The 20339-nt window shown below is 51.5% G+C and carries 18 protein-coding genes and 2 pseudogenes; 4 read left to right on the plus strand and 16 right to left on the minus strand.

Features of this window, described 5'->3' with window-relative positions; genetic code table 11:
* Positions 1 to 345: 345 nt before the first annotated feature.
* Positions 346 to 1239, minus strand: a complete 894-nt coding sequence (locus I8J29_RS02665) for a cation diffusion facilitator family transporter (RefSeq protein ID WP_208846026.1) — start codon at positions 1237 to 1239, stop codon at positions 346 to 348.
* Between the two features lie 527 nt (positions 1240 to 1766).
* Between I8J29_RS02665 and I8J29_RS02670 the strand changes: the two genes are divergently transcribed.
* Positions 1767 to 2603: a metallophosphoesterase family protein gene (locus tag I8J29_RS02670; RefSeq protein WP_208846027.1), complete on the plus strand. Its 837-nt coding sequence runs from the start codon at positions 1767 to 1769 to the stop codon at positions 2601 to 2603.
* A gap of 486 nt (positions 2604 to 3089) precedes the next feature.
* On the opposite strand, the gene I8J29_RS02675 is transcribed toward I8J29_RS02670, so the two are convergent.
* The 8 genes and pseudogenes from I8J29_RS02675 to I8J29_RS02710 form a co-directional block, all read right to left on the minus strand.
* The gene (locus I8J29_RS02675) at positions 3090 to 4913 is read right to left on the minus strand and encodes a sensor histidine kinase (RefSeq protein WP_208846028.1); all 1824 of its coding nucleotides are present in this window, start codon (positions 4911 to 4913) and stop codon (positions 3090 to 3092) included.
* The gene (locus I8J29_RS02680; protein ID WP_208846029.1) at positions 4910 to 5599 is read right to left on the minus strand and encodes a response regulator transcription factor; all 690 of its coding nucleotides are present in this window, start codon (positions 5597 to 5599) and stop codon (positions 4910 to 4912) included. The genes I8J29_RS02675 and I8J29_RS02680 overlap by 4 nt, the downstream gene beginning before the upstream one ends.
* Before the next feature lie 76 nt (positions 5600 to 5675).
* Positions 5676 to 6803 carry an efflux RND transporter periplasmic adaptor subunit gene (locus tag I8J29_RS02685; protein WP_208846030.1) on the minus strand — a complete coding sequence of 376 codons (1128 nt, stop codon included), beginning with the start codon at positions 6801 to 6803 and terminating at the stop codon, positions 5676 to 5678.
* A 21-nt stretch (positions 6804 to 6824) separates the two neighbouring features.
* Complete coding sequence (locus I8J29_RS02690; protein ID WP_208846250.1) at positions 6825 to 7703, minus strand: carbohydrate ABC transporter permease; 879 nt, start codon at positions 7701 to 7703, stop codon at positions 6825 to 6827.
* A gap of 13 nt (positions 7704 to 7716) precedes the next feature.
* A complete protein-coding gene (locus I8J29_RS02695; RefSeq protein WP_208846031.1) occupies positions 7717 to 8598 on the minus strand; it encodes a carbohydrate ABC transporter permease in 882 nt (293 codons plus the stop codon).
* The gene (locus I8J29_RS02700; protein ID WP_208846032.1) at positions 8591 to 9991 is read right to left on the minus strand and encodes an ABC transporter substrate-binding protein; all 1401 of its coding nucleotides are present in this window, start codon (positions 9989 to 9991) and stop codon (positions 8591 to 8593) included. The genes I8J29_RS02695 and I8J29_RS02700 overlap by 8 nt, the downstream gene beginning before the upstream one ends.
* Before the next feature lie 309 nt (positions 9992 to 10300).
* Positions 10301 to 10942: a nitroreductase family protein gene (locus I8J29_RS02705; protein WP_208846034.1), complete on the minus strand. Its 642-nt coding sequence runs from the start codon at positions 10940 to 10942 to the stop codon at positions 10301 to 10303.
* Between the two features lie 98 nt (positions 10943 to 11040).
* Positions 11041 to 11637: pseudogene (locus tag I8J29_RS02710) on the minus strand (DsbA family oxidoreductase); the annotation flags it as partial.
* 317 nt (positions 11638 to 11954) lie between these two features.
* Here I8J29_RS02710 and I8J29_RS33620 point away from each other — a divergent pair.
* Positions 11955 to 12161 (plus strand): annotated as a pseudogene (locus I8J29_RS33620) (TetR/AcrR family transcriptional regulator); the annotation flags it as partial.
* 67 nt (positions 12162 to 12228) lie between these two features.
* On the opposite strand, the gene I8J29_RS02720 reads toward I8J29_RS33620, so the two are convergent.
* From I8J29_RS02720 to I8J29_RS02745, 6 genes are all read right to left on the minus strand, one after another.
* Positions 12229 to 12993: an SDR family NAD(P)-dependent oxidoreductase gene (locus tag I8J29_RS02720; protein ID WP_208846038.1), complete on the minus strand. Its 765-nt coding sequence runs from the start codon at positions 12991 to 12993 to the stop codon at positions 12229 to 12231.
* Positions 12994 to 13064: 71 nt separating this feature from the next.
* Positions 13065 to 13562: a hypothetical protein gene (locus tag I8J29_RS02725; RefSeq protein WP_208846040.1), complete on the minus strand. Its 498-nt coding sequence runs from the start codon at positions 13560 to 13562 to the stop codon at positions 13065 to 13067.
* Between the two features lie 29 nt (positions 13563 to 13591).
* Positions 13592 to 14626, minus strand: a complete 1035-nt coding sequence (locus tag I8J29_RS02730) for an MFS transporter (protein ID WP_208846042.1) — start codon at positions 14624 to 14626, stop codon at positions 13592 to 13594.
* Positions 14623 to 15111: a DUF1572 family protein gene (locus I8J29_RS02735; protein ID WP_208846044.1), complete on the minus strand. Its 489-nt coding sequence runs from the start codon at positions 15109 to 15111 to the stop codon at positions 14623 to 14625. The genes I8J29_RS02730 and I8J29_RS02735 overlap by 4 nt, the downstream gene beginning before the upstream one ends.
* 9 nt (positions 15112 to 15120) lie before the next feature.
* The gene (locus tag I8J29_RS02740; protein ID WP_208846046.1) at positions 15121 to 16122 is read right to left on the minus strand and encodes an aldo/keto reductase; all 1002 of its coding nucleotides are present in this window, start codon (positions 16120 to 16122) and stop codon (positions 15121 to 15123) included.
* A gap of 68 nt (positions 16123 to 16190) precedes the next feature.
* Positions 16191 to 17168, minus strand: coding sequence for an oxidoreductase (locus I8J29_RS02745; protein ID WP_208846048.1), 978 nt, complete (start codon positions 17166 to 17168; stop codon positions 16191 to 16193).
* A 183-nt stretch (positions 17169 to 17351) separates the two neighbouring features.
* Between I8J29_RS02745 and I8J29_RS34375 the strand changes: the two genes are divergently transcribed.
* Positions 17352 to 17756 (plus strand): AraC family transcriptional regulator, encoded by a 405-nt coding sequence (locus I8J29_RS34375; RefSeq protein ID WP_338113012.1) that lies wholly within the window; start codon positions 17352 to 17354, stop codon positions 17754 to 17756.
* Positions 17695 to 18267, plus strand: a complete 573-nt coding sequence (locus I8J29_RS34380) for an AraC family transcriptional regulator (protein WP_338113013.1) — start codon at positions 17695 to 17697, stop codon at positions 18265 to 18267. Before I8J29_RS34375 ends, I8J29_RS34380 begins: the two co-directional genes overlap by 62 nt.
* A gap of 150 nt (positions 18268 to 18417) precedes the next feature.
* On the opposite strand, the gene I8J29_RS02755 is transcribed toward I8J29_RS34380, so the two are convergent.
* Positions 18418 to 20280 (minus strand): RCC1 domain-containing protein, encoded by a 1863-nt coding sequence (locus I8J29_RS02755; RefSeq protein ID WP_208846050.1) that lies wholly within the window; start codon positions 20278 to 20280, stop codon positions 18418 to 18420.
* Positions 20281 to 20339 lie beyond the last annotated feature (59 nt).

A 20339-nucleotide genomic window follows, 5' to 3' on the forward strand; every position in this document is an offset into this window, starting at 1 on the left:
GATGAGTAGCATTTAGATTGATTTAGACCTATTTAGACATAATCAGTAGGTGAATAGATATGAAAAACATCCGCCAAGCAGGACGGCGGGGAGGGGACCGTCGGCATGCTTGGCGGATGTTTGGGCGGGCGAGAACACACTTAGTTTACATAATAATAATTATGTTCATCACTGCTAAGCTACGTTTAGCTACGTTTGAAGTAGGTGAATAGATATGAAAAACATCCGCCAAGCAGGACGGCGGGGAGGGGACCGTCGGCATGCTTGGCGGATGTTTGGGCGGGCGAGAACATCACTTAGTTTACATAATAATAATTATGTTCATCACTGCTAAGCTACGTTTAGCTACGTTTGAAGTCGTTCCTTCGACGCTTCACAAGGCTCGATGTGAATATGCACATGCGAGATCTGATGCAGTTCGTACATCTGGCGCTCGACTTGTTCGGTGATTCCGTGGCTTTGCTCGACGTTGAGCCAGCGATCGACGCCGATCGTTACGTCGACGAGCTTGTTATTGCCATGAACCCGCGCTTTGATATCAATGATCTTCTCGACGCCGGGTACGCTTCGGATCGTCTGCTGCATGATTTGAAGCTCGCCGTCGTCGAAGCCGTCCGTGAGCGCATGCGTCGCGTCGCGGAAGATGCACCATGCGGTTCGGCATATGATTAGGCCGACGATTCCCGCCGTGAGCGGGTCCAGCCAAGGCACGCCCCAGCCGGCGCCAATGATGCCGACGAACGCGCCGCCGCTCACGAACGCGTCCGAGCGATTATCCTGCGCCGCGGCCATGAGCGCCTGGCTGTTAATGCGCTTCGCGAGCCTGAGATTGTACAGATAGACGAGATAAATCGCCCCGGCCGAGAACAGCGCCGTCCATGCCGCTATCCCGCCTTCCGAAGCGATGTTCGGTTCGCGGAAGGAGCCTGCCGCCTGAACCAGAACCTGTATGCCGACCGCGAACATAATGAATGAGGCGACAAGCGCCGATACCGTTTCCGCCCGGAAATGCCCGTAGCGATGATCGGCGTCCGGCGGCTTGCGCGAGATCCGCAACCCGATCAAGACCGCCAACGACGCGACGATATCCGTCGAGTTGTTGAGTCCGTCCGCCGACAGCGCTTCCGACCCCGTCCAGAGCCCGATCGTGAGCTTCAGCGCCGCAAGGCAGAGATAAGCGGCGATGCTGACCCATGCGCCTTTTTCGCCTTTCTTCATATCTTCGTAGATGCTTTCCATCCCCAACCTCCATCGATAAGTGCTTCGTTCGTAATGATAAAGGACGGTGACCGTGTGGGTCTAGAGAAACAGTGTTGTCGGCGACCTCAAAAATGAGCGGACATCAACAAAGTTGCGCCTGTCCAAATTATAATTAGTTGACGTAATAATCATTATGTTATTTAATGAAATAAATTCTGATGCGGCTCACCGGTATATTAAGCAGTCTTCCCCGGAATGAGGCGATTTGCACGGACTTTCTTATAATTTGTAATCTTTGGAGCAATCGGGGAAAAGAACGAGATCTTCCACGAGAATGATTAATGGTATTAAATAAATGAAGTTCGGATATGATTAACAATATTAAGAAGATGGATGACTTCTTCCATCAATGCCTGTAATATATGGAACGTCCTACTGCAGCTCCTGTTACGAACTCGCCCGATGCGGGTTATTAAGGGAAAAGGAGCTGATGGACCATGAACGCATCTCACCATATGCTGCAAGATAACGTAACGACGATACGAATCCCCGGCCTCGGACGCGAATTGACGATCCTGCACGTAACCGATTGCCATTTGACGGAGTACGACGAGCGGGAACCGGAAGAGATTCGGGATACTGCGAGAACCCGGGCGGAAGCGTTCAAGTCTCAGCTAGCCGGCGAGGGGACGGCGCTCGAAAACTTCCGCCGCTTGATCGAACGGGCAAGCGAGCAGGGCGAAGGTGAACGCGCCGGGAAGATCGATTTTACCGTGTTTACCGGCGATATTATCGATTTTCCGTCGCAAGCCAACTTGGAAACGCTGCGCGATGCGTTCAGCCGGTTGCCCTCACCTTATCTATACACGCTCGGCAATCATGACTGGAACTTCGGCGCAGCATGTACGGACGAGGATCGCCAAGCGGCCTATCCCATGTTCCGCGAATGGTCGTCGGCTGTGCCGGGCTGCGAAGTCAGGGAACTGGACGGCGTGAAGCTGATCGCCATCGACAACGGCAATTATCAAGTGACGCAGGAACAGTTCGACGCCGTGAGCGAAGCGGCCTCATCCGGCCTGCCATATTTGCTGTTCATGCATATTCCGTTGTATGTTCAGGGGCTGGTGAAGGATGTTGTAAAAAAATGGGGCGCTCCGATCATGATGGGCGCCGCCGGCTGGGATCCGGATGTCCGCGAAGCGTGGCAGGTTCGGCATCAGGACGATAGCACCGGCGCGTTTTGCCGTTGGCTGGGAAGCCCGGACAGCGGCGACATCAGGGGAATATTTTGCGGTCATGTGCATCTGGACCATATCGATGCATTCCGCGAAGGCCGTTACCAATATGTTACGGCGCCTGGGTATACGAACCATAGCCGGCTGATCCGACTGATCCCGGAGTGATTGATTATATCGAGAGTTAAAGAAAAAGAATCGAAGAAACATTCGATTCTTTTTCTTTTGATTTTATTACGGCCAGGCGCGAATTGATTCTGAAGCTTATAACTTTTTCACAAAACCCGTATTTTATACATATATCTAACGTGCCGTGCTCCGAATTTCCGATTTTTACCCCAGATGCTCCGAATTTCCGATTTTTACCCCAGATTCACACACTTTTACCAATTTCCCCGATAGCCGTTTAGTTATTGAACGTTTCCCGTTACTTCAACAACTGTCTCTCTTAATGTGTGGCGGTAATTTACTTGCGTTGCGGTCCCCATGATACTGCATGGATTTTGAAAGCCGATGCTCTGCGAATCGAAAATATCCTCAAAAATTCGTACAGGCCTGACTGCTTCAATCGTTTTGTGTGGGTGATCCCGTTCGTAACAATAAACAAGCGATGGGTCTTCGATAAGCGCTGGCAGGCCTCTAAGGCAATGTTTGTTAATCTACTTTGTTCAAATAAAAGTAAAAGACTACGCCGTTGGGCATATTGGCCGCCCCGTATTCCGCCTCGTGCAGCTCCAGAATATTTTTCGAAATCGCGAGTCCCAACCCCGACCCTCCTTCCGATCGTTCGCGTGAAGCGTCTCCGCGATAGAAGCGGTCCCATACTTTATCCAACTGCTCCTCGGGAATTCGCACACCGGTATTTTCGACGCGGACGGCGATCCGGCCCGTTTCTTCGCCTGCGGTCACGTTGATGGTCTCGCCTTCAGGCGTGTACCGAATGGCATTTGCAACAAAGTTGGTCACCACCTGCTCGATGCGAAGCCGGTTGCCCGCAGCCTTGACGGCGGCCAGCTGAAGTCGCAGACTCTGCCTTTTTCCCTCGATTTCCTCCTCGAACAGGTGACACACCTCTTCGATTACGGCGTCGACGCGGAATGTCTCCATCTCCATTCGATAAGTACCTGACTCGTACTTGGCAAGCTCCAGCATCCCGACGATGAGCGCATCCATCTTATCCACTTCTTTTTCCATCGCCGCAAAATAGTAATCCTTTTTGTTTATCGCCACGCCATCCTTCAGAATCGAGAGACAGCTCTTCATTACGCTAAGGGGCGTCTTGAGCTCATGCGACACGCCGGATATAAATTCCTTGCGCGTATTCTCCAGCCGTCTCTCCTTCTCAATATCCGACTGAAGCTGCCGAATATGAGAATGCAGCGTCTGTGACAATTTGTTTATATTTCCGGACAAGTCGCCGATTTCGTCCTTCGATGTGACGGGGATCGATTCCGAAAAGTCTAAGGCGGCCAGCTTCTTTGTCATCCGGTTGATCCGCAGCAGCGGCCTCGTTAAGCCGATCGCGTAGTACAAGGAAGCAAGCAGGACGAGGAGCATAACGAATGCAATCATATAGACATAGTAATTCTGAACCATCTCTACCGCTTCATTCACCGGCTGGAGAGAGGCCATAGCAAATAAATATCCGCTAGAGCCGTCCGCTTTGCGCAAAGGCTTGACAAACAGCTTGTAATGGACGTTGGCTTGCTCGTAATCTTGCGTCTCAAGCCGCGTGCTCGCACCGGTGTCGTTCAGAAGCAGATCCGTCTGAAATACGTTAATCCGATCGAGAAGTAACGGATTGGCATGGATCAAGCCTGAAGCGTCGTCGAGGTCCGACACTTGCGCCTTTACGATTTTCCCATACATATAGGTGAACGGATCATATAATTCTGCCTTGCTGCCGCTGAATTCCGGCGATTTCTGAAGCCGCCCCGAAACATGCTCATCCATTTTTCGTTTCAATAGAGGATTCGCAAACGTCGCGGCTTGAGCTCCATCGCCGCGATTCCCGGTTGTGATTGCCGCCGGAATCAAAGTCGGGCCTTTTGCAATGCCGTATATCCAAAAAGACTGTTGATCCTTTAGAAATTGCTTGAACGCGTTCTCCTCGTCCGACTTCACCAAATGATACAGCGGTACTTTGTAGGAAATGCTCCGATTATTGACATCAATGCCCGTTATCTGAAGGTAATAGTCGTCGGCTTGGATGAGATTTCCGTCTTGGTCCAGGTAAACCAACCAGGCATTGTGATCCCGGTAAAACTCCTGACCGTTCGATTGCATGTCATCCGCATCACTGCTGCCGCCTTCGTATTGTTCTTTGTAGCCTTCGAGGCTCTTCTCGATGTCCTTCACTTTCTGGCTGACGTAATAGGTTTTGAAAAATATCGTTTGCCCGACGTAAACGGACGCGAGAATGAGCGAACACAGCACGGAGGTCAACAGGAACAGCTTCAGTACGAGACGACTCCTCATAAGTGGTTCTCGAATCTGTAGCCGGTTCGGACGATGGTTGTGATGAGCTTCGCTTTATCGCCCAGTTTTATTCTTAAATTCCGGATATGCGTGTTGATCGTACGGTCGTCGCCCGCATATTCGTAGCCCCAGATTTCATTGATCATCTGTTCTCTGGTGACCACGATGCCCTGATTCCGCATCAGACAGCTTAAGATCTCGAATTCCGTATGCGTGAGACTGACGGCGGCCCCGTCGTTCTCCACCGTGCGCGATGGAAAATGAATGCGGATGCCATGACGGGTTAACGTATCGCCGCTCTCGGACGAGTTGCTTCGGCGCGAACGGCTGTCGAGAAGCCGCTTCGCTCTGGCGAGCAGAACCGCCGGACTATACGGTTTCGTGACGTAATCGTCGGCGCCAAGCTCGAAGCCGAGCAGCGTATCGTCTTCGTCCACGCGTGCGGTCAGCATGATAATGGGAACGTCGGACGATTTGCGGATACGCCGGCATACGGACCATCCGTCCAGCTTCGGAAGCATGATATCCAGTATGATCAGATCCGCATTCCCGCTGCCCATCCGCTGCAGCGCCTGCTCGCCGTCCGCGGCCTCAAGCACCTCATACCCTTCATTCTGAAAATAATCCTTGATGATCTCCCTCAGAATCGATTCATCCTCGACAACCAAAATCGTCCTGGCGTCCATACGCAGCCCCTAACTGATGACCCTATTTTACAGTTCATCCTAACAAACTAACGTACAAAATGGAAACGCTGCCCGGTTAATAGCGAACCTGAGTGCCGTCGCTAAGCGGCTCGCTGCTCTCCCGAATGACAGATTCGTCTTCGGACAGACTGTCGACAACCGCCGTACTCGATTCATACACGGCGGAAATGGTGACGGACACTTTTCTGGCGTAACGGGCATTTCCGAGAGGTCCCTTTCTATCGTCAATAACAAATACATAGGCTCCGTCCCGGTCTTTATGAACCGCCTCGCTGGAGATGATCAATGCGTCTTCGTTCCCTTGCAGCTCGAGCTTGAGCTCGACCCGATCGCCTGCCCGAAGCGTTTTGTCATGCAGGCCGACGTGAAGTCGAACCGTCTCCGCATCCGCTTGATCGGGTTGAGCGGCTTCGGAATCAAACTCGCCGATTCCCAATAATGTTCCCTGCAAGGAACGGTTGATCTTGTCTTCGGCAATGACTTCCAAAGGATTGCCGATATTCAGCGCCGAAGCCATATGGACGGGAACCTGCAATTCGAATTGCAGCCCCTTCCCCAAATCGGCAATTCGAACATCCGCCTCTCCCGAGCCTGAGGGCATCCCTTCTACCGCGTGAACGGACTCTATAACTCCATCGAAAGGGGCCATCAGCTCGCGCTGCTCCGCAAGCCGGCTTTCCAATCTTTGAATCCGCCTCTCCTGCGCAGCGATATCCGTCTTTGCGCTTTCCAAGGCGGTTCGGGCGGCGCTCTGCGCAGCCGGGTCCGCAACGTTAGCGGCTTCGATATAGGCGCGCTGCAAACTTTCGATCGGCAGCTGCAGCTTTTTCAGCGTATCCCGTTCCGAATCGAGCTGATCCACCGTATCGTCGTTCTTATAAAGGATAAGAGGCTGCCCCTTCTTCACCTCCTCCCCTTCCTTGACCAGCACCTGTTGGACCTTGCCGCCCTCCGGATTCGATAAATCCAGCTCTGAAACGAATGTCAAAGCGGCGCTCCCATTAAATTCGGGATTCAACGTGCCAGCGCTTGGCCTTTCGACCGTAACCTTGGGCAGTGTCAGCGAATACAGCGTATTGCTGAATAAAGTAAGCACGATAAGCAAACCGGACAACAGGCCGGCAATCCATCGAATGATTCGCTTCCGGCTTGCGGAAGGGTCGGTTTGGACGGACGGTATCATATCATCACTCCCGAAATTGAGCTACCCTTTGATTCCCGAATGCTGAATCCCTTCGATCAGGTAAGTCTCGGCATACAGAAACAGCAGCACGGCCGGGCACATGTACAGAACCGAAGCGGCAAACACAACCTCCGGTTCTTGTTGATGAATCTGGAGCAAATAAAGGGACAGCGGTTGCTTGAACGGATCCTCGAGAAAGATGAGCGGCTGCTCGACCATATTCCAATAATCGACGAACAGCAGGACGGATAGCGCGGCCAGACCAGGCTTGACCAGCGGAAGAATAACCCGGGCGAAAATGACGGCATGCCCCGCACCGTCCATCTTGGCGGCCTCCGTGTACGCGCCTGGAATATGAATCATGTATTGACGAATCATAAATACGCCGAATGCGCCGAATATCCCCGGTAAGATAATCGCTGAAGGCGTATTAAACAATTTCAGCCGATCGATGATGATATAGTTGGGAACGAGCGTAACCTGAAAGGGCATCAGCATCGTCATCAGAAAGACCAGGAACAACGCTTCGCGTCCCTTGAATCGAAGTTTGGCAAATGCATATGCCGCCAGCGAAGCCACCGCCGTCTGTCCCGCGACGATCGGCGCGACGAGCAGCGCCGAATTCCAGAACATCTGCAGAAACCTTGGCGTTGAAATCAACAGCTTCCTGTATTGGGCGAAGCTTACCCAATCCGGAATCAGCTTCAAATTGACGAAGGATTCGCCTTGCCTCGATGCGACATCCGTCATTTTGCCGAGCAGTCCGTAATTAAAGACGAATTCGCTTTCGGTCATGAGGGAATTGGTGATCGTAAGCGCAATCGGAATGAGCATGATTCCCGCGGCCGCCGCTATTGCGGCAAACAGCGCGATTTTGGGAAGCGTTCGAATTGTCTGCATATGTCCTCCACGGTTACTCCAAATTTTCCTGAAACCGCCGTTCAACCGTCAACAAGCCGGTTGCCAGGACGACAATAAAACCGACCATGAGCGCAGCCGCGGCCGTCAGCTTTTGAACGTCCAGCGAGAAAAACATATTATTCATGTAATGCTGCATCATATAGATGCGGTCATACGGATAATCCCCGGCAAGCATGTACGTTTCCCGAAATACCTTGAACGAGTTGACGATTGAAATCAGAATGACAAATACAATCGTCGGGATCAGGTAAACGATCGTCACGCCCAGCAGCTGACGGAGTCTGCCCGCCCCTTCAATCCGGGCCGTTTCGTAGTAGCTTTGCGGAATCGACTGGAGACCGGCAAGAAACAAAATCATATTATAGCCTAGATTCTTCCAGATGTAGATGGCAATCAATACAGTTATGGACCCATTCGAATTCAGCCAGTCGACTCGCGAGAGTCCGACGCTGTGCAGCAGCGCGTTCAAGGCGCCGTTCCAATCGATGAAGATTTGCCAAATCATGACGATGGAAGCAACCGGGACGACCAACGGCAAAACAAAGGCGGTCTGCAGCCCGTTTTTCAGCCATAGCCGCCGATTGAGGATAAGCGCCAGTATCAGCGACAACGCAATGAGAATGGGAACGCCGATGCCGGTGAAGAGCATTGAATTGAAGGCCGCTTGACGGAAGGAGCTGCCGGACAACAGCTCCCTGTAATTAGCGAACCCGACGAACGAACCGCCATGCACCTTGTCGGTAAACGAATAATAGACGCCCATGGCAAACGGGACCATATAGAATAGCGAGAAGCCCGACATACTAGGCGCCAGAAACAGGACGGCGGCCGCTCCGTCTTTTCTTAGCCAGGGGGGAAGCTTAAACCTATTCATTGAGGTAGGTCGTCGCTTTATTCTGAATGATGCGGGCTACAGCCTCCGCCGACTTCTGTCCACTGAAGAAGGCAGGCGATTCGTCCCATATGAGAATCTCGATTTCGTAGGGGAGCGTCGATTTCCGGTTGCTTGCTTTGGAAATAAAGTCCGTTAATATGCGGAGTTCCTCCTGATCGGCTTTGCCCTCCTGCACATACTCAGCCTGCTGAGCCGCGAACACGGTCTTGGATATCGGGAATGTATTGTACACGGAAAGACTCCCGTCCTGCTTCTGATTCGAATGGCCTGCTCCCCCGGACATCAAGAATTTGAGGAAGTCCCACGCTTCCGGCTTGACGGAGGAATTTGCATTGATAGCAATGTTGGCGATCGGAGAAAAATACCCGCCTTCCTGCTGCCCTTCGGCTTTGGGAGCCTCATAGAGCGCCGGATTTTCGAACTTGCTCTCAGCAGCCCTGTCCATAAAATCTCGGAAGGAATAAATATCCGTCTGCATGAAATAGACATGCCCGTAATTGCTAAAATCGAAGGTAACGGCCTTGTCCTTTTCCAATTGCTTAATTTGATTCAGCATTCCGGTAAAGCGGTCGGAATCGAAGTAGGCTTTCCGGTTGACCCGATCTACGAATTGGGAGTACGCCGAGGTTACCAGCGCATACAAAAAGTTGCTTTCCTGCTTCTCGGCGTACGCGTATTTGTATCTGCCCGTCATCGGCAACCGCTTGGCGGCCGCTGCAAATTGATCCCAGGTCCAATTGCCGTCCTCAATTTTCACGCCAGAACGTTCCAGGTCGTTTTGATCCGCCAGCAGCGCGGACACATAGAAGGATAGCGGCATTGCATATACGCTGCCGTCGCTCTCTTTCATGTTGTCGATAATGTTCTCTAAATAATTTTCCTTTTGGAAGGAGGTGTCGCCGTCCATCATTTCGCTCAGGTTGGCCAGCAGATGCTTGCCGATGAAGCTGTCGGCCGGCAAATCGTCCATCATAATCATATCGGCCCCTTTGCCGCTCAGGAATTCGGCCGCCGTCTTCGTCCTGAATTTTTCCACCAGCAATCCGGATGGATCGAACTCCTTCGTTACATAATTCAGATCGATGGTGATGTTCGGATGGGCCTTCTCGTAGGCCTTTTTCGCGTCCTCATAATAGGGATCGTAGCTGTACATGGAGAAAACGATGGTGCTTTTTTTATCGGGATCGGGGGCGGGCATCGGCGAAGGGGCGGCGGTCGAATCGTTCTTTGACGGGCCGCTCGTGCCCGATTGAGGGAAATTCGCCGCGCTCCCTGTGCTCGGCGAAGAATTCGGCGTCGAGCCGCCCTTGCTGCAAGCGGCGGCTAGAAGCGCGAGTACGATCCATACAATGATCAGGCTGCCTTTTTTCAACGATCTTCATCCTCTCTGGTAAACCGGGTATTACGGCCAGTTTAATCGAGACGGATCAAGAAGGAATGAAGCGGACATCAAGACGAAATGAAGATTGGAGCAGGCTGCCCAATCATCGCCGGTAGCGAGCGCTCCTTTTCTTCCCTCATACTTCACGCCCCAAGATAGTGACGGTTCCCGGAGCACGAGTATCCCGGGAACCGTCATTTTCGGTCCGCCCGAGCGGATGATTCATCATTTCGCGGGGTAAGCTAATTCAACGCATATAAGCATAGCATGATGCGCAAAAGGCGCAGCCACTCCCGGCGTTTACTCGCCAAACCCGTTCCAGAAGGCAACGTCTTCCACCGGGAGACGCACAGTCTGGTGCGCAGGTTCGAGCGCCTTGCCGACCGCAATCAGCATAACGTCAGTGTACCGGTCCGGAATAGCGAACGCTTCTTTAAGTTTCTGAGCGTCATATCCACCCATCGGTACCGTGTCGTAGCCGTGAGCTTTGGCAACAAGCATAAACTGCATAGCGGCAAGCGAGGTATCAATTAAGAATGAGCTTTTAATATCATCGGGGCTTAAATTCTCATAATACTTGCCCAGGTTTGCCACGAGCGTACTTTTAATCTCAGCCGTCATATATCCAGCCTCGACCGCTTGACTATAAACTTTATCAACTTCTTTATAGGCCTCGAGATCCGCCAGAACAACGATCATCGCGGCAGAGGTTGCCGTCTGCTCTTGGTTAAACGCAACCGGGAGCAGTTTCTCCTTCAGTTCCCGATCGCTAATAACAAGAAACCTCCATGGCTGCACATTCGCTGTCGATGGGGCGAGAACCGCCTCCGAGAGCATCTCGCTTAGTTCCTGCCGGGAAATCTTGACGTTCGGATCGTATTTGCGTACCGCGTGGCGTTCACGAATGACGGTAAAAAAATCTATTTCCTTTAATACGTTCATTTGGTTATGCCTCCCATTGATGAATTGTCCATTGCGAAGTTGCTTTGAGCCTGCTGAACGCAAAATCCTGCGATCATATTTCTGTTCCACGATTCAAGTTAAATCTTGCAAACTCCGTCCCCGCAGAGACCGCCCTCGGAATCGCCATCCGAAACAGGGGCAATGATCTGCAAAGGATGTTCTTCTCTCCACACTTGTTCTAACATATCCAAGAACGCACTGCTCGTCCTTACCCCGGATATCGCATACTTATCATTGATGACATAGAACGGTGTACCTGTGATCCCTAGCTGGGACCCATATTGCCGTTCATTCTTTACCGTATCCTTATACTTATCGCTGGATAGCATATCGAGAACTTCTTTTGCATCAAGATTACTCTCGCCCGCAAGCCTAGCAAGCGTTTCGTGATCGCCGATATCCAGCGAATCGGTAAGATAGGCTTTATAAACCCGAGCCATCCACTCTCCTGCTTTGCCTTGTTCTTGCGCATAAACGGCCACGCGAAGAGCATCCGAAGTATTCGATGGAATCAATGTATCAAGATTATAGTCGAGGCCAATGTCCTTCGCCATTTTGACCACTGGTTTATTTCCGTCCCTCACGTAATCGATGGACATTCCGCCGCCATGAATTTCGGCCGTCCAGGCATAATAATCTTGGCCGGTATTGCTCGGAGCATTAGGGAATAGCTGAAACGGTCTATATGTTCAAGGGCTGTATCCAAATTCGTTTTTCCAATATAACACAATGGACACATAACATCGGACCAGACCTCAATTTTCATGTTCTCTTCGCCTCTTTCTCCTTATTTGCATAGCTATGTTTCTCTCTATGCATAAATATTTTTTGATAGATAGTCAACAATAGTTGATTAATTGACATCTATTGATTATCATTATAGAACGTTCACGCAAAACCTCAATCGCTAATAAATTCGATCTTGTTAACTAATCAACACAACATTGAAGTCTGTTCAACATCATCATAATAAGGACGGTAAACGCACATCATGACTAAAGTAGATAGAAGAATAATCAAAACTAGGGAAGCGATCAATAAAGCCCTGATTGAGTTGATGTCCGAGAAAAGTTTCGAGAACATTACGATCAACGACATCGCGGAAAAAGCTAATCTAAACAGGGGAACACTTTATCTTCACTATACGGACAAATACGATCTGCTCGATAAATGTATAAAGGATCATCTAGGTAACCTTCCAATTCCTCAGATTCAGACAAAAAACCATCGCCTAAGTAGATTTGCGATGGTTTTTTCGTGTGCTATTACCAAGCTGTGGCGCCGCCGTCGACCGCAAAGTTGGCTCCCGTTATATAAGACGCCCGGTCGGAGGCCAGAAAGGCCGCCAACTCCACCACTTCCTCGGGGCGTCCGAAGCGCTTGAGCAGCGTCTTGCCGGTAATCGCGTCCCGCGCCGCCTGATTGTCGCCGAGGTCGCGGTCGCTGGCCGGGGTCAGTATCGGACCGGGGCTGATCGCAACAGCGCGTATGCCATGGGGTGCGCCTTCAAGCGCGAATTGCCGCGTCATGGCGATGACTCCTGCGTTCGCCGCGCCATGCGCGACCATTGGCGGGGTCTCCCCCGCTATCATGCCCGCCATGGAGGCGACATTGATGATAACGCCTCCGCCGCGCCGAACTAGATACGGCCAAGCGTACTTCGACACGAAGAAAGGGATATCGAGCTCGCCAGCAATGGTCCCTCGCCAGCTCTCAATCGCGAAATCGGGCATCGGACCAAAGTATTGCATCGCAGCATTGTTGTAGACGACGTCTAGTCCGCCGTAAGTGGCTACCGCATCCTCGACGAGCTCCTGTGCTTGTTCGGGATCGGTGAGGTCGATCGGAGCTATGCTCGTCATCTCGCCGCCTGCGCGACGCACGAACTCGGCCGTTGCCTCGTTCGCTTCGGATTTGATGTCGCTTCCGACGACCTTTGCTCCTTCCCGCGCAAAAGCAAGCGCCGCGGCGCGTCCTTGACCGCCTCCTGTTCCGGTGATCAGCGCAATTTTATTGTCAAGCATCCCCATTACAAACCCTCCTAAGGTCTTAAATTCGCAAACCAAAAGCAACATGAAATTCAAGCAACAGCTTGTCCTCTTTATTTAAATAGGCTGAATACAGATTCATATTTGACATACATTTGATTGATGTTGTTTCTATTTGCACTGTGCATCATTTGAGAAAAAGAAACATTATGCATTTCATCAGCTACATTAATCGAGAACCCGCTGTTCTCGCGCCAGCCTTGTTCGTCTGCTTGTGCATATCCAGCCCAACCTCTGTTAACATCATAGGCGGTCCTTATCATATTGTAACCTTCAGCACCTGAAGGAATTGGCTGGCCATAATAGTTCGCCTCGAGGTACCCAACTTCAACCGTATTTCCAATGGCGCGCGCAGTCGCTCTGCCCGTAGAATACTGAGGAGCGCCAGGTATGGTTCGAGGGATATTCTCCCAATTCGAATACGCGCTATTCCTTGTCATGTAAAATGGCGCGTGACCTGAACCCTGAAAGTTCGCGAATAGGCGCTGTGAACCGTCAGCCAATGAAACAATTGCCGGTCCCCAACCTGAGGACTGTTGAATACCAAACAAAGTATTCAGTGCCCTATTGTTGCTCCAAGTTACGGTCCCTCCATTGTTGGGCGAGTACCCATTTTAAGAATGGAATATCCCGCCAACCACGCAGCGATCGGCCACCCGATCGTCATTACCGTAAGCGCAAAGCCGGCAACGAAAGCGGTCCCCCCCATGACGCCTTGAATGTATGCGGGAAGAAAACTTGTCAATCCAATGACGATGGCTCCAGACGTAAGCGTAGCCATATTGCCTATGGCAATAAAACGGTTCTTCCACAGAGGCAGCGGCATCATCGGTTCCGAAGCACGGCTTTCTTGCCTTAAGAACATACCCGTCCCCACTGCAACTGCAAGCAATAACGCGAGAATTTGCGGGGATGTCCAGCTCCAGGCAACGCCCCCCTGGATCAATACGACCATCAGGGACGTGATGGTAATGAAAAACAAGCCGGACCCTGCATAATCGATGGAACGCTTTTGTTTCTCAACGCCTTCGTGCAAATAGAATAGGACGCCAGCAACGGCCAATATTCCTAGCGGTACGTTCATCCAAAATATCCAAGACCAGTGGGAATATTGAACGATCATGCCTCCGAAGAGCGGCCCGATTACAGATGAAATGCCAAACACGCTGGAGAAATAGCCTTGGATTTTTGCGCGTTCTTCAACCGAGTACATATCCCCGATAATCGTCATGGCAACCGGCTGGACCGCGCCGGCGCCGAATCCTTGAATCACCCGAAAGATCACGAGCATGAGCATCGATGTTGCAAGACCGCACAAGACAGAACCGACTAGAAAAATAACGACCCCGACGATAAATACGGGTTTCCGGCCGAACAAGTCGGACAGCTTGCCATAAATCGGCGTCGTTACGGCCTGCATTAACGAGAATCCCGAGAATACCCAGCTGTACAGCGAAAACCCGCCTAATTCTCCAACGATGCTGGGCATGGCGGTCGAAATGATCGTCATTTCGATAGCTGACATAAACATCGCCAGTACAAGCGCGCCCAAAACCAAGGGCCGTTGTGTTTTTCTGGCTAACGATTTGCTTTGAACGAGGACCGTTTGACTCATACGGACGATTTTCGTTTCGGAATGGTCGTAGTCACGTAGGACTCATCCATTAACATCTTCGCGATGTAAAAGACCTGTCCCGCATGTTCCGAGATATGCGTTGCGGTTTGAATGAATACCTCGCGATTCGTTAGATCCCGATTGCCCGCTAGGTGCGACGCCGAGAAGCGTTCGTCCGACATAGACATCAACGTCTCTTTCACGTCTCCAAGCGTAGCCTGGATCATCTCAAGCAGCTCGTTTTTAGTCTTAAATTGCTCTTCGAACTCTGCATCGCGATTTCTCGCAAACGGTTTATTGTTCATGCCTTGGCCAATTCGCTCGTTTATGTTCCCGCTCATATGAATGATCAAAATGGAAATACTGTTACTCGACTTATTAGGACGCCAGTTTACTTGCTGATCGTCCAACTGATTCAGAACCAAGCCAATTCTCTTTTCGATTGTATCGAACCTGCTCTTCAATATGCGTTGAAGTTCGTTCAAGCCCTCACCTCATTTGTTTACGTAAGCCATATTGGCTTGGGTATAACGCTCTCCTGCCGCGATGCCTACAGGTGCGGCTTCGTCAAGCTTGGCCAGCTCGTCTGGCGTGAGTACGATATCCGCGGCAGCAATGTTTTCTTCCAAGAAGGGGATTCGGCGCGTGCCGGGGATAGGGATACAGCCCCGAGCAATCGTCCAGGCCAAAGCGAGCTGCGCAGGCTGGACGCCCCTGCTTTCGGCTATCCGGCTTATCGCCTCGACGATTCGCGTATTGGATTGCAGATTTTCTCCGCTGAGCCGCGGGTCCGTTTTACGGAAGTCCTTTTGGTCAAGTTCATCCGCCTTGAAGCGCCCGGTCAAGAAACCTCGTCCGAGCGGAGAGTACGGCACGAACCCGATTCCTAGTTCCCGGACCGTATCTAGGACCCCGTTAACCTCCACGCCGCGCTCGAACAACGAATACTCGGTCTGAACGGCAGTAAGGGGATGAACGGCATGCGCGCGGCGAATGGTCTCCGGCGCGGCTTCGGACAAGCCGATATGGCCGATCTTCCCATCGGCGACCAGCCTGCTCATTGCCGAGATGGTCTCTTCGATCGGGACGGCAAGATCGATGCGATGCAGGTAGACGAGATCGACGTAATCCATCTGCAACCGGCGCAGTGAACCTTCGATGGCACGGACGACATGCTCCGGCTTCCCGTCCACAACTCGTTTCCCGTCGACAACCTTAATCTGGCCGTCTTCCGTGAAGCCGAATCCGACTTTGGTCGCGACGACCACCCGTTCGCGTAAGCCGGCGAGCGCGCGGCCCAGCAATTGTTCATTATGGCCCATTCCGTAAGTTTCCGCGGTGTCAAAGAACGTCACGCCGAGCTCGCTTGCGCGGCGAAGGGTAGATAAGCTTTGTTCGTCGTCGCTTGGTCCGTAAATGTAGGTGCTCATGCCCATGCAGCCAAGGCCAATTTGACTTACCTTCAAACCCTGTGATCCCAATTCAACGCTTTTCATATCCTTCACGCCTTTCGTTTTATGGTTTGTTCCGCATGATTTTCATACAGTCTGAAATCAGTCAACGCTCAACGAGGAAGCTGCGCGCCGGTGAGTTGCTCGCTCAGCTGCCATAAACGGCCGGCGGCAACGGGATCGGTCGCGCGCGGACGCACGCCGTGCATATTGGTGGATTCATCGCTCGGAAGCGCCTGCGCGATCTCGCAATCCGCGCAGTAGACGCCGCCCCTGCCGTCAAGCTGAGGACTTGTCGCACACCATACGCTGGTGGCGGCGCCTTGCTGAGGCGTTTTACGATTATTGTCGGGATCGATGATCGGTTTCCCGGACTTATCCAAGATGTCGAGCGAATCGATCTCCGATTTCGATAAATGGCGCTGCAGATCCGTTGCAATGCCGCCCGGATGGACGGAAAACGCACGCACGCCGTGAGGCTTCCCGATTGAATCGAGCGCAACGGCAAACAGCGCATTAGCGGTTTTCGATTGGCCGTAAGCGGTCCAAGGGTTATATTCGCGCCGTTCGAAATTCAAATCATGGAAGTCAATTCCTGCACGCCGATGGGCATAGGATGAGAGCGCAACGACGCGCGCGCCTTCCGCTCGCACGAGTGCCGGCCATAGACGGCAAACAAGCTGGAAATGGCCAAGGTGGTTGGCTGCGAATTGGGATTCGTTGCCCCGTTCGTCGCGTACCAGCGGCGTTGCCATAATGCCCGCATTGTTGACAAGGATATGAAGCTTGTCGAACCGGCTGAGGAATCGCGCTGCAAAGGCATCGATCGATGCCGAATCCAACAAATCGATGGCGTCCACCAGAACATCCGTCATGTCGCCCAGATTTAATTTTGCTTTTGCGATATCGCGAGCGGGCACGATGACCGTTGCTCCTGCCGAGCGTAACGCACAAACGGTTTCCAAACCGATGCCTGAGTAACCGCCTGTCACGATCGCGATCTTTCCGGTCAAATCGATCCCTTTAATGACCTCGGCTGCGGTTGTAGAAGCTCCGAAACCGGAGCCGATTGGTTTCTGTGCCGTAACCATGCTATATCTCCTCCAATAGTCGATATTATTATGGCTCAATTCGAGCTTCATCATTATGCACCAGGCGAACCGGCATGGGGTATCACGATCGCCTCATTTGATTGCCTAATCCTATCACATCCGATTGCACGAGAACGCTGCGTATACTATGATGGGTCTCAAACAACCCCACAGGAGAGTACAATGTCCCAACAACCGCATGAATATCGTGAGAAGCTCGCTCGGAGCATCGATCGGCTTACGAATCGCGAGAACGGCGTCCATCCGACGTCCATTCCTTCGCTTTTCTTGTTTCGCCAAAACCAAGTAACCGATCCGAAACATGGCGTCCACGACCGTTCCATTTGTTTCGTCTTCCAAGGACAGAAGGAAGTGCTGCTTGCCCAGGAACGATACAGGTACGACCCTGCAGAATATTTGGTGGCCTCCGTTCAACTGCCGGTCATCAGCCAAATCACTGAAGCATCCCCAGAAGCTCCCTATCTGGCGCTGAATCAATTTCACCCCAGAAGAAGTCCTGCAAGTCATGAAGGAATCCGGAATCAAACCATCTCCCACCGAACAAGCGAAACGAGGATTATTTATTAACGAGGTGGATGTGCCGCTATTGGATGCCGTGACTCGATTAATCCAATTGCTGGATAAGCCGATGGATATCCCATTGCTTGCTCCGCTGTTAATCAAAGAAATTCTGTACCGCGTGCTGCAAGGGAAACACGGAGGTACCCTTACTCAATTGGCTGTCGAAGGCGACGGAGCTTTTCGAATCAAGGCGGCGATTGATTATATCAAGGAGCATTATAAACAAGCGTTTCGTGTCGAGGAGCTTGCCGAGCATGTTAATATGAGCATGCCCACGCTGCATCGGCGTTTTAAAGAGATTACCGCGATGACGCCGATTCAGTTCCAAAAGCAGCTGAGATTGCAGGCTGCTCGGAGCTTCTTATTATCGGAGTCGATGAATGCCGCCGATGTCGCATTTCAGGTTGGCTATGAGAGTCCTTCCCAATTTAGCCGCGAATATAGCAGATTGTTCGGTCTTTCGCCGATTCAAGATATCAAACGGTTAAAGATTTTGGATGGTAATACTTCGGATTAAGCCCTGTTGATCTGCCTGAGCTTGTCAGAAAAAATTAAATAACCGTCCCCCAGTTGATTATCGGGAGACGGCCGTTGCATAGTTCGTTTTTTTCACTGTCTACATGATGGGGGTAAGACCATAATCACGGACTTAATTTGTCATACGATATTAGTGATTATCATACTTGATACTCACATAGACGGTAACCTTCTTATCCGGACTATAATCTTGGTCAGTATGCCCCTTAACTTTCCAAACCGCAGTGTCACCAATGGGCAGCCCAGCACCACTGTACTCTGTACCATCCGAGAGTTCCGTCGTAAGTCGTGGAATGGGGTACCCCCCTTCGCTCACGGTCTCTAGACTAAGGTCGTAATTTTCTCCATCCGCCGTAATCATAGAGACATTCACGACCCCATGATAGCCTTCAGGGGGCGTCCAAGATCCACTCAACACTTGACCTGGAGATGTAATGTACCCGTCGTATAATAAATACTCATAATTGAACCAACCGTCTGAATACGTTTTGGAATCCGTAAGCCTAAAAGTGCCGGGAGTCGTAATTGCTGACGTAGTAACTTGCACTTCTTTCTTCTCGCTTTGGTTGCCGTCGGCATCGACGGCAACCAGGGAAAAGATATAATGTGAATCCGGAGCCAGCCCCTTTACTTCATAAGAGGTAACGTCCCCATTAAAAGTAGCTAGCAGCGTGTATCCTTGGGTGTAAACCAAGTACTTGTCTGTGCCTTTTTCATCCATAGCCGGCTGCCAATTCAGTTTTACGCTGTTATAGGTTACATCGGTTACTGTCAGTACGTCGCCCCGAGGCCACTGCGGCGCTTTGGGCGTGTTTTGCCAAGTTCCATGAACTTGTACGGGCGTATAACTGGCTGTTACCGGAGGCCAAAAATGAAGTCCCCACCCCCAGACGGTATTATCGCCTTGGAGTGCTAAACTTTGATCAGAACCCCCAGAAATGGAGATAACCGAACCGAGCCCCTGAACTTGAACGGGGGAAGAGCTGCCGCTACGGGTTGAGCTTCCGTCTCCCAGTTGGCCAAAATCATTATATCCCCACGCCCAGACGGTTCCGTCGCTTTTCAATGCCAAGCTATGTTCACGACCCGCATCGATAGCGGTTACTGAATCGAGATGGATGACCTGAACGGGCGAAGTACGGCTGGTTGTCGTTCCATCGCCGAGTTTGCCGGCGTAATTATTTCCCCACGCCCAGACGGTACCGTCACTTTTAAGTGCCAAACTATGCGAATACCCCGACGAAGAGCCTGCAGCAACGTCGATTACCGAATCGATACCCTGTACTTGAACCGGCGTATAACGGTTTTTCATGCTTCCATCGCCAAGTTCGCCGCTTTCATTGCTCCCCCATCCCCAAACGGTTCCATCGCTTTTTAGTGCCAAACTATGTCGCTCTCCCGCCGCAACGTCGATCACCGAACTGAGACCCTGTACTTGAACAGGTGTATAACGCGCTGTCGTGCTTCCATCGCCTAATGCACCGAACTGATTCTGCCCCCACGACCATACCGTTCCATCGCTCTTAACGGCCAAATTGTGGTTATTTCCTGCGGCAATGGCAACCACGGAGCTAAGATTAGTTACCTGAACTGGGGAAGAACTGACCCCACCTTCTTTTCCAATACCCAGTTGACCTAAATAGTTGCTTCCCCATGCCCAGACGGTACCATCGCTTTTGAGCGCTAAGCTATGATCTGAACCTGTAGAGATCGCGACAACCGAATCAAGGTCTTGCACTTGAACGGGAGGATCGTCTTCGATTGTTGTGCCGCCATAGCCCAGTTGACCAAATGCGTTGTTTCCCCACGACCAAACCGTTCCGTCTTGCTTTAAAGCAAGAGCATGCCCCATTCCTTCTGCAACCATCGTGACATCAGAATCAGAGCTTCCTTCCTTTAACACGGAGTCGAAGTCCGCAGCGGCAGCCTGAAAGGGCAGAAACAGCGTCAGCATTAGAGTTCCGATAACTGAAAGCAAAAACCATCGTTTCAATCCATTTTCCTCCAATGACCGTATTTGCTTTAAGTATACTATTATTTGGAAAATCCAAA

The sequence above is a fragment of the Paenibacillus artemisiicola genome (assembly GCF_017652985.1).
GTDB classification, from domain to species: Bacteria; Bacillota; Bacilli; order Paenibacillales; family Paenibacillaceae; genus Paenibacillus_Z; species Paenibacillus_Z artemisiicola.

Bases quoted from the DNA above. Each gene is read 5' to 3' on its own strand.
- I8J29_RS34380 (WP_338113013.1), top strand. From the start codon at position 17,695: ATGAAGGAATCCGGAATCAAACCATCTCCCACCGAACAAGCGAAACGA.
- I8J29_RS02690 (WP_208846250.1), bottom strand. From the start codon at position 7,703: ATGCAGACAATTCGAACGCTTCCCAAAATCGCGCTGTTTGCCGCAATA.
- I8J29_RS02695 (WP_208846031.1), bottom strand. From the start codon at position 8,598: ATGAATAGGTTTAAGCTTCCCCCCTGGCTAAGAAAAGACGGAGCGGCC.
- I8J29_RS02720 (WP_208846038.1), bottom strand. From the start codon at position 12,993: ATGGGGATGCTTGACAATAAAATTGCGCTGATCACCGGAACAGGAGGC.
- I8J29_RS02675 (WP_208846028.1), bottom strand. From the start codon at position 4,913: ATGAGGAGTCGTCTCGTACTGAAGCTGTTCCTGTTGACCTCCGTGCTG.
- I8J29_RS02740 (WP_208846046.1), bottom strand. From the start codon at position 16,122: ATGAAAAGCGTTGAATTGGGATCACAGGGTTTGAAGGTAAGTCAAATT.
- I8J29_RS02745 (WP_208846048.1), bottom strand. From the start codon at position 17,168: ATGGTTACGGCACAGAAACCAATCGGCTCCGGTTTCGGAGCTTCTACA.
- I8J29_RS34375 (WP_338113012.1), top strand. From the start codon at position 17,352: ATGTCCCAACAACCGCATGAATATCGTGAGAAGCTCGCTCGGAGCATC.
- I8J29_RS02665 (WP_208846026.1), bottom strand. From the start codon at position 1,239: ATGGAAAGCATCTACGAAGATATGAAGAAAGGCGAAAAAGGCGCATGG.
- I8J29_RS02685 (WP_208846030.1), bottom strand. From the start codon at position 6,803: ATGATACCGTCCGTCCAAACCGACCCTTCCGCAAGCCGGAAGCGAATC.
- I8J29_RS02705 (WP_208846034.1), bottom strand. From the start codon at position 10,942: ATGAACGTATTAAAGGAAATAGATTTTTTTACCGTCATTCGTGAACGC.
- I8J29_RS02730 (WP_208846042.1), bottom strand. From the start codon at position 14,626: ATGAGTCAAACGGTCCTCGTTCAAAGCAAATCGTTAGCCAGAAAAACA.
- I8J29_RS02680 (WP_208846029.1), bottom strand. From the start codon at position 5,599: ATGGACGCCAGGACGATTTTGGTTGTCGAGGATGAATCGATTCTGAGG.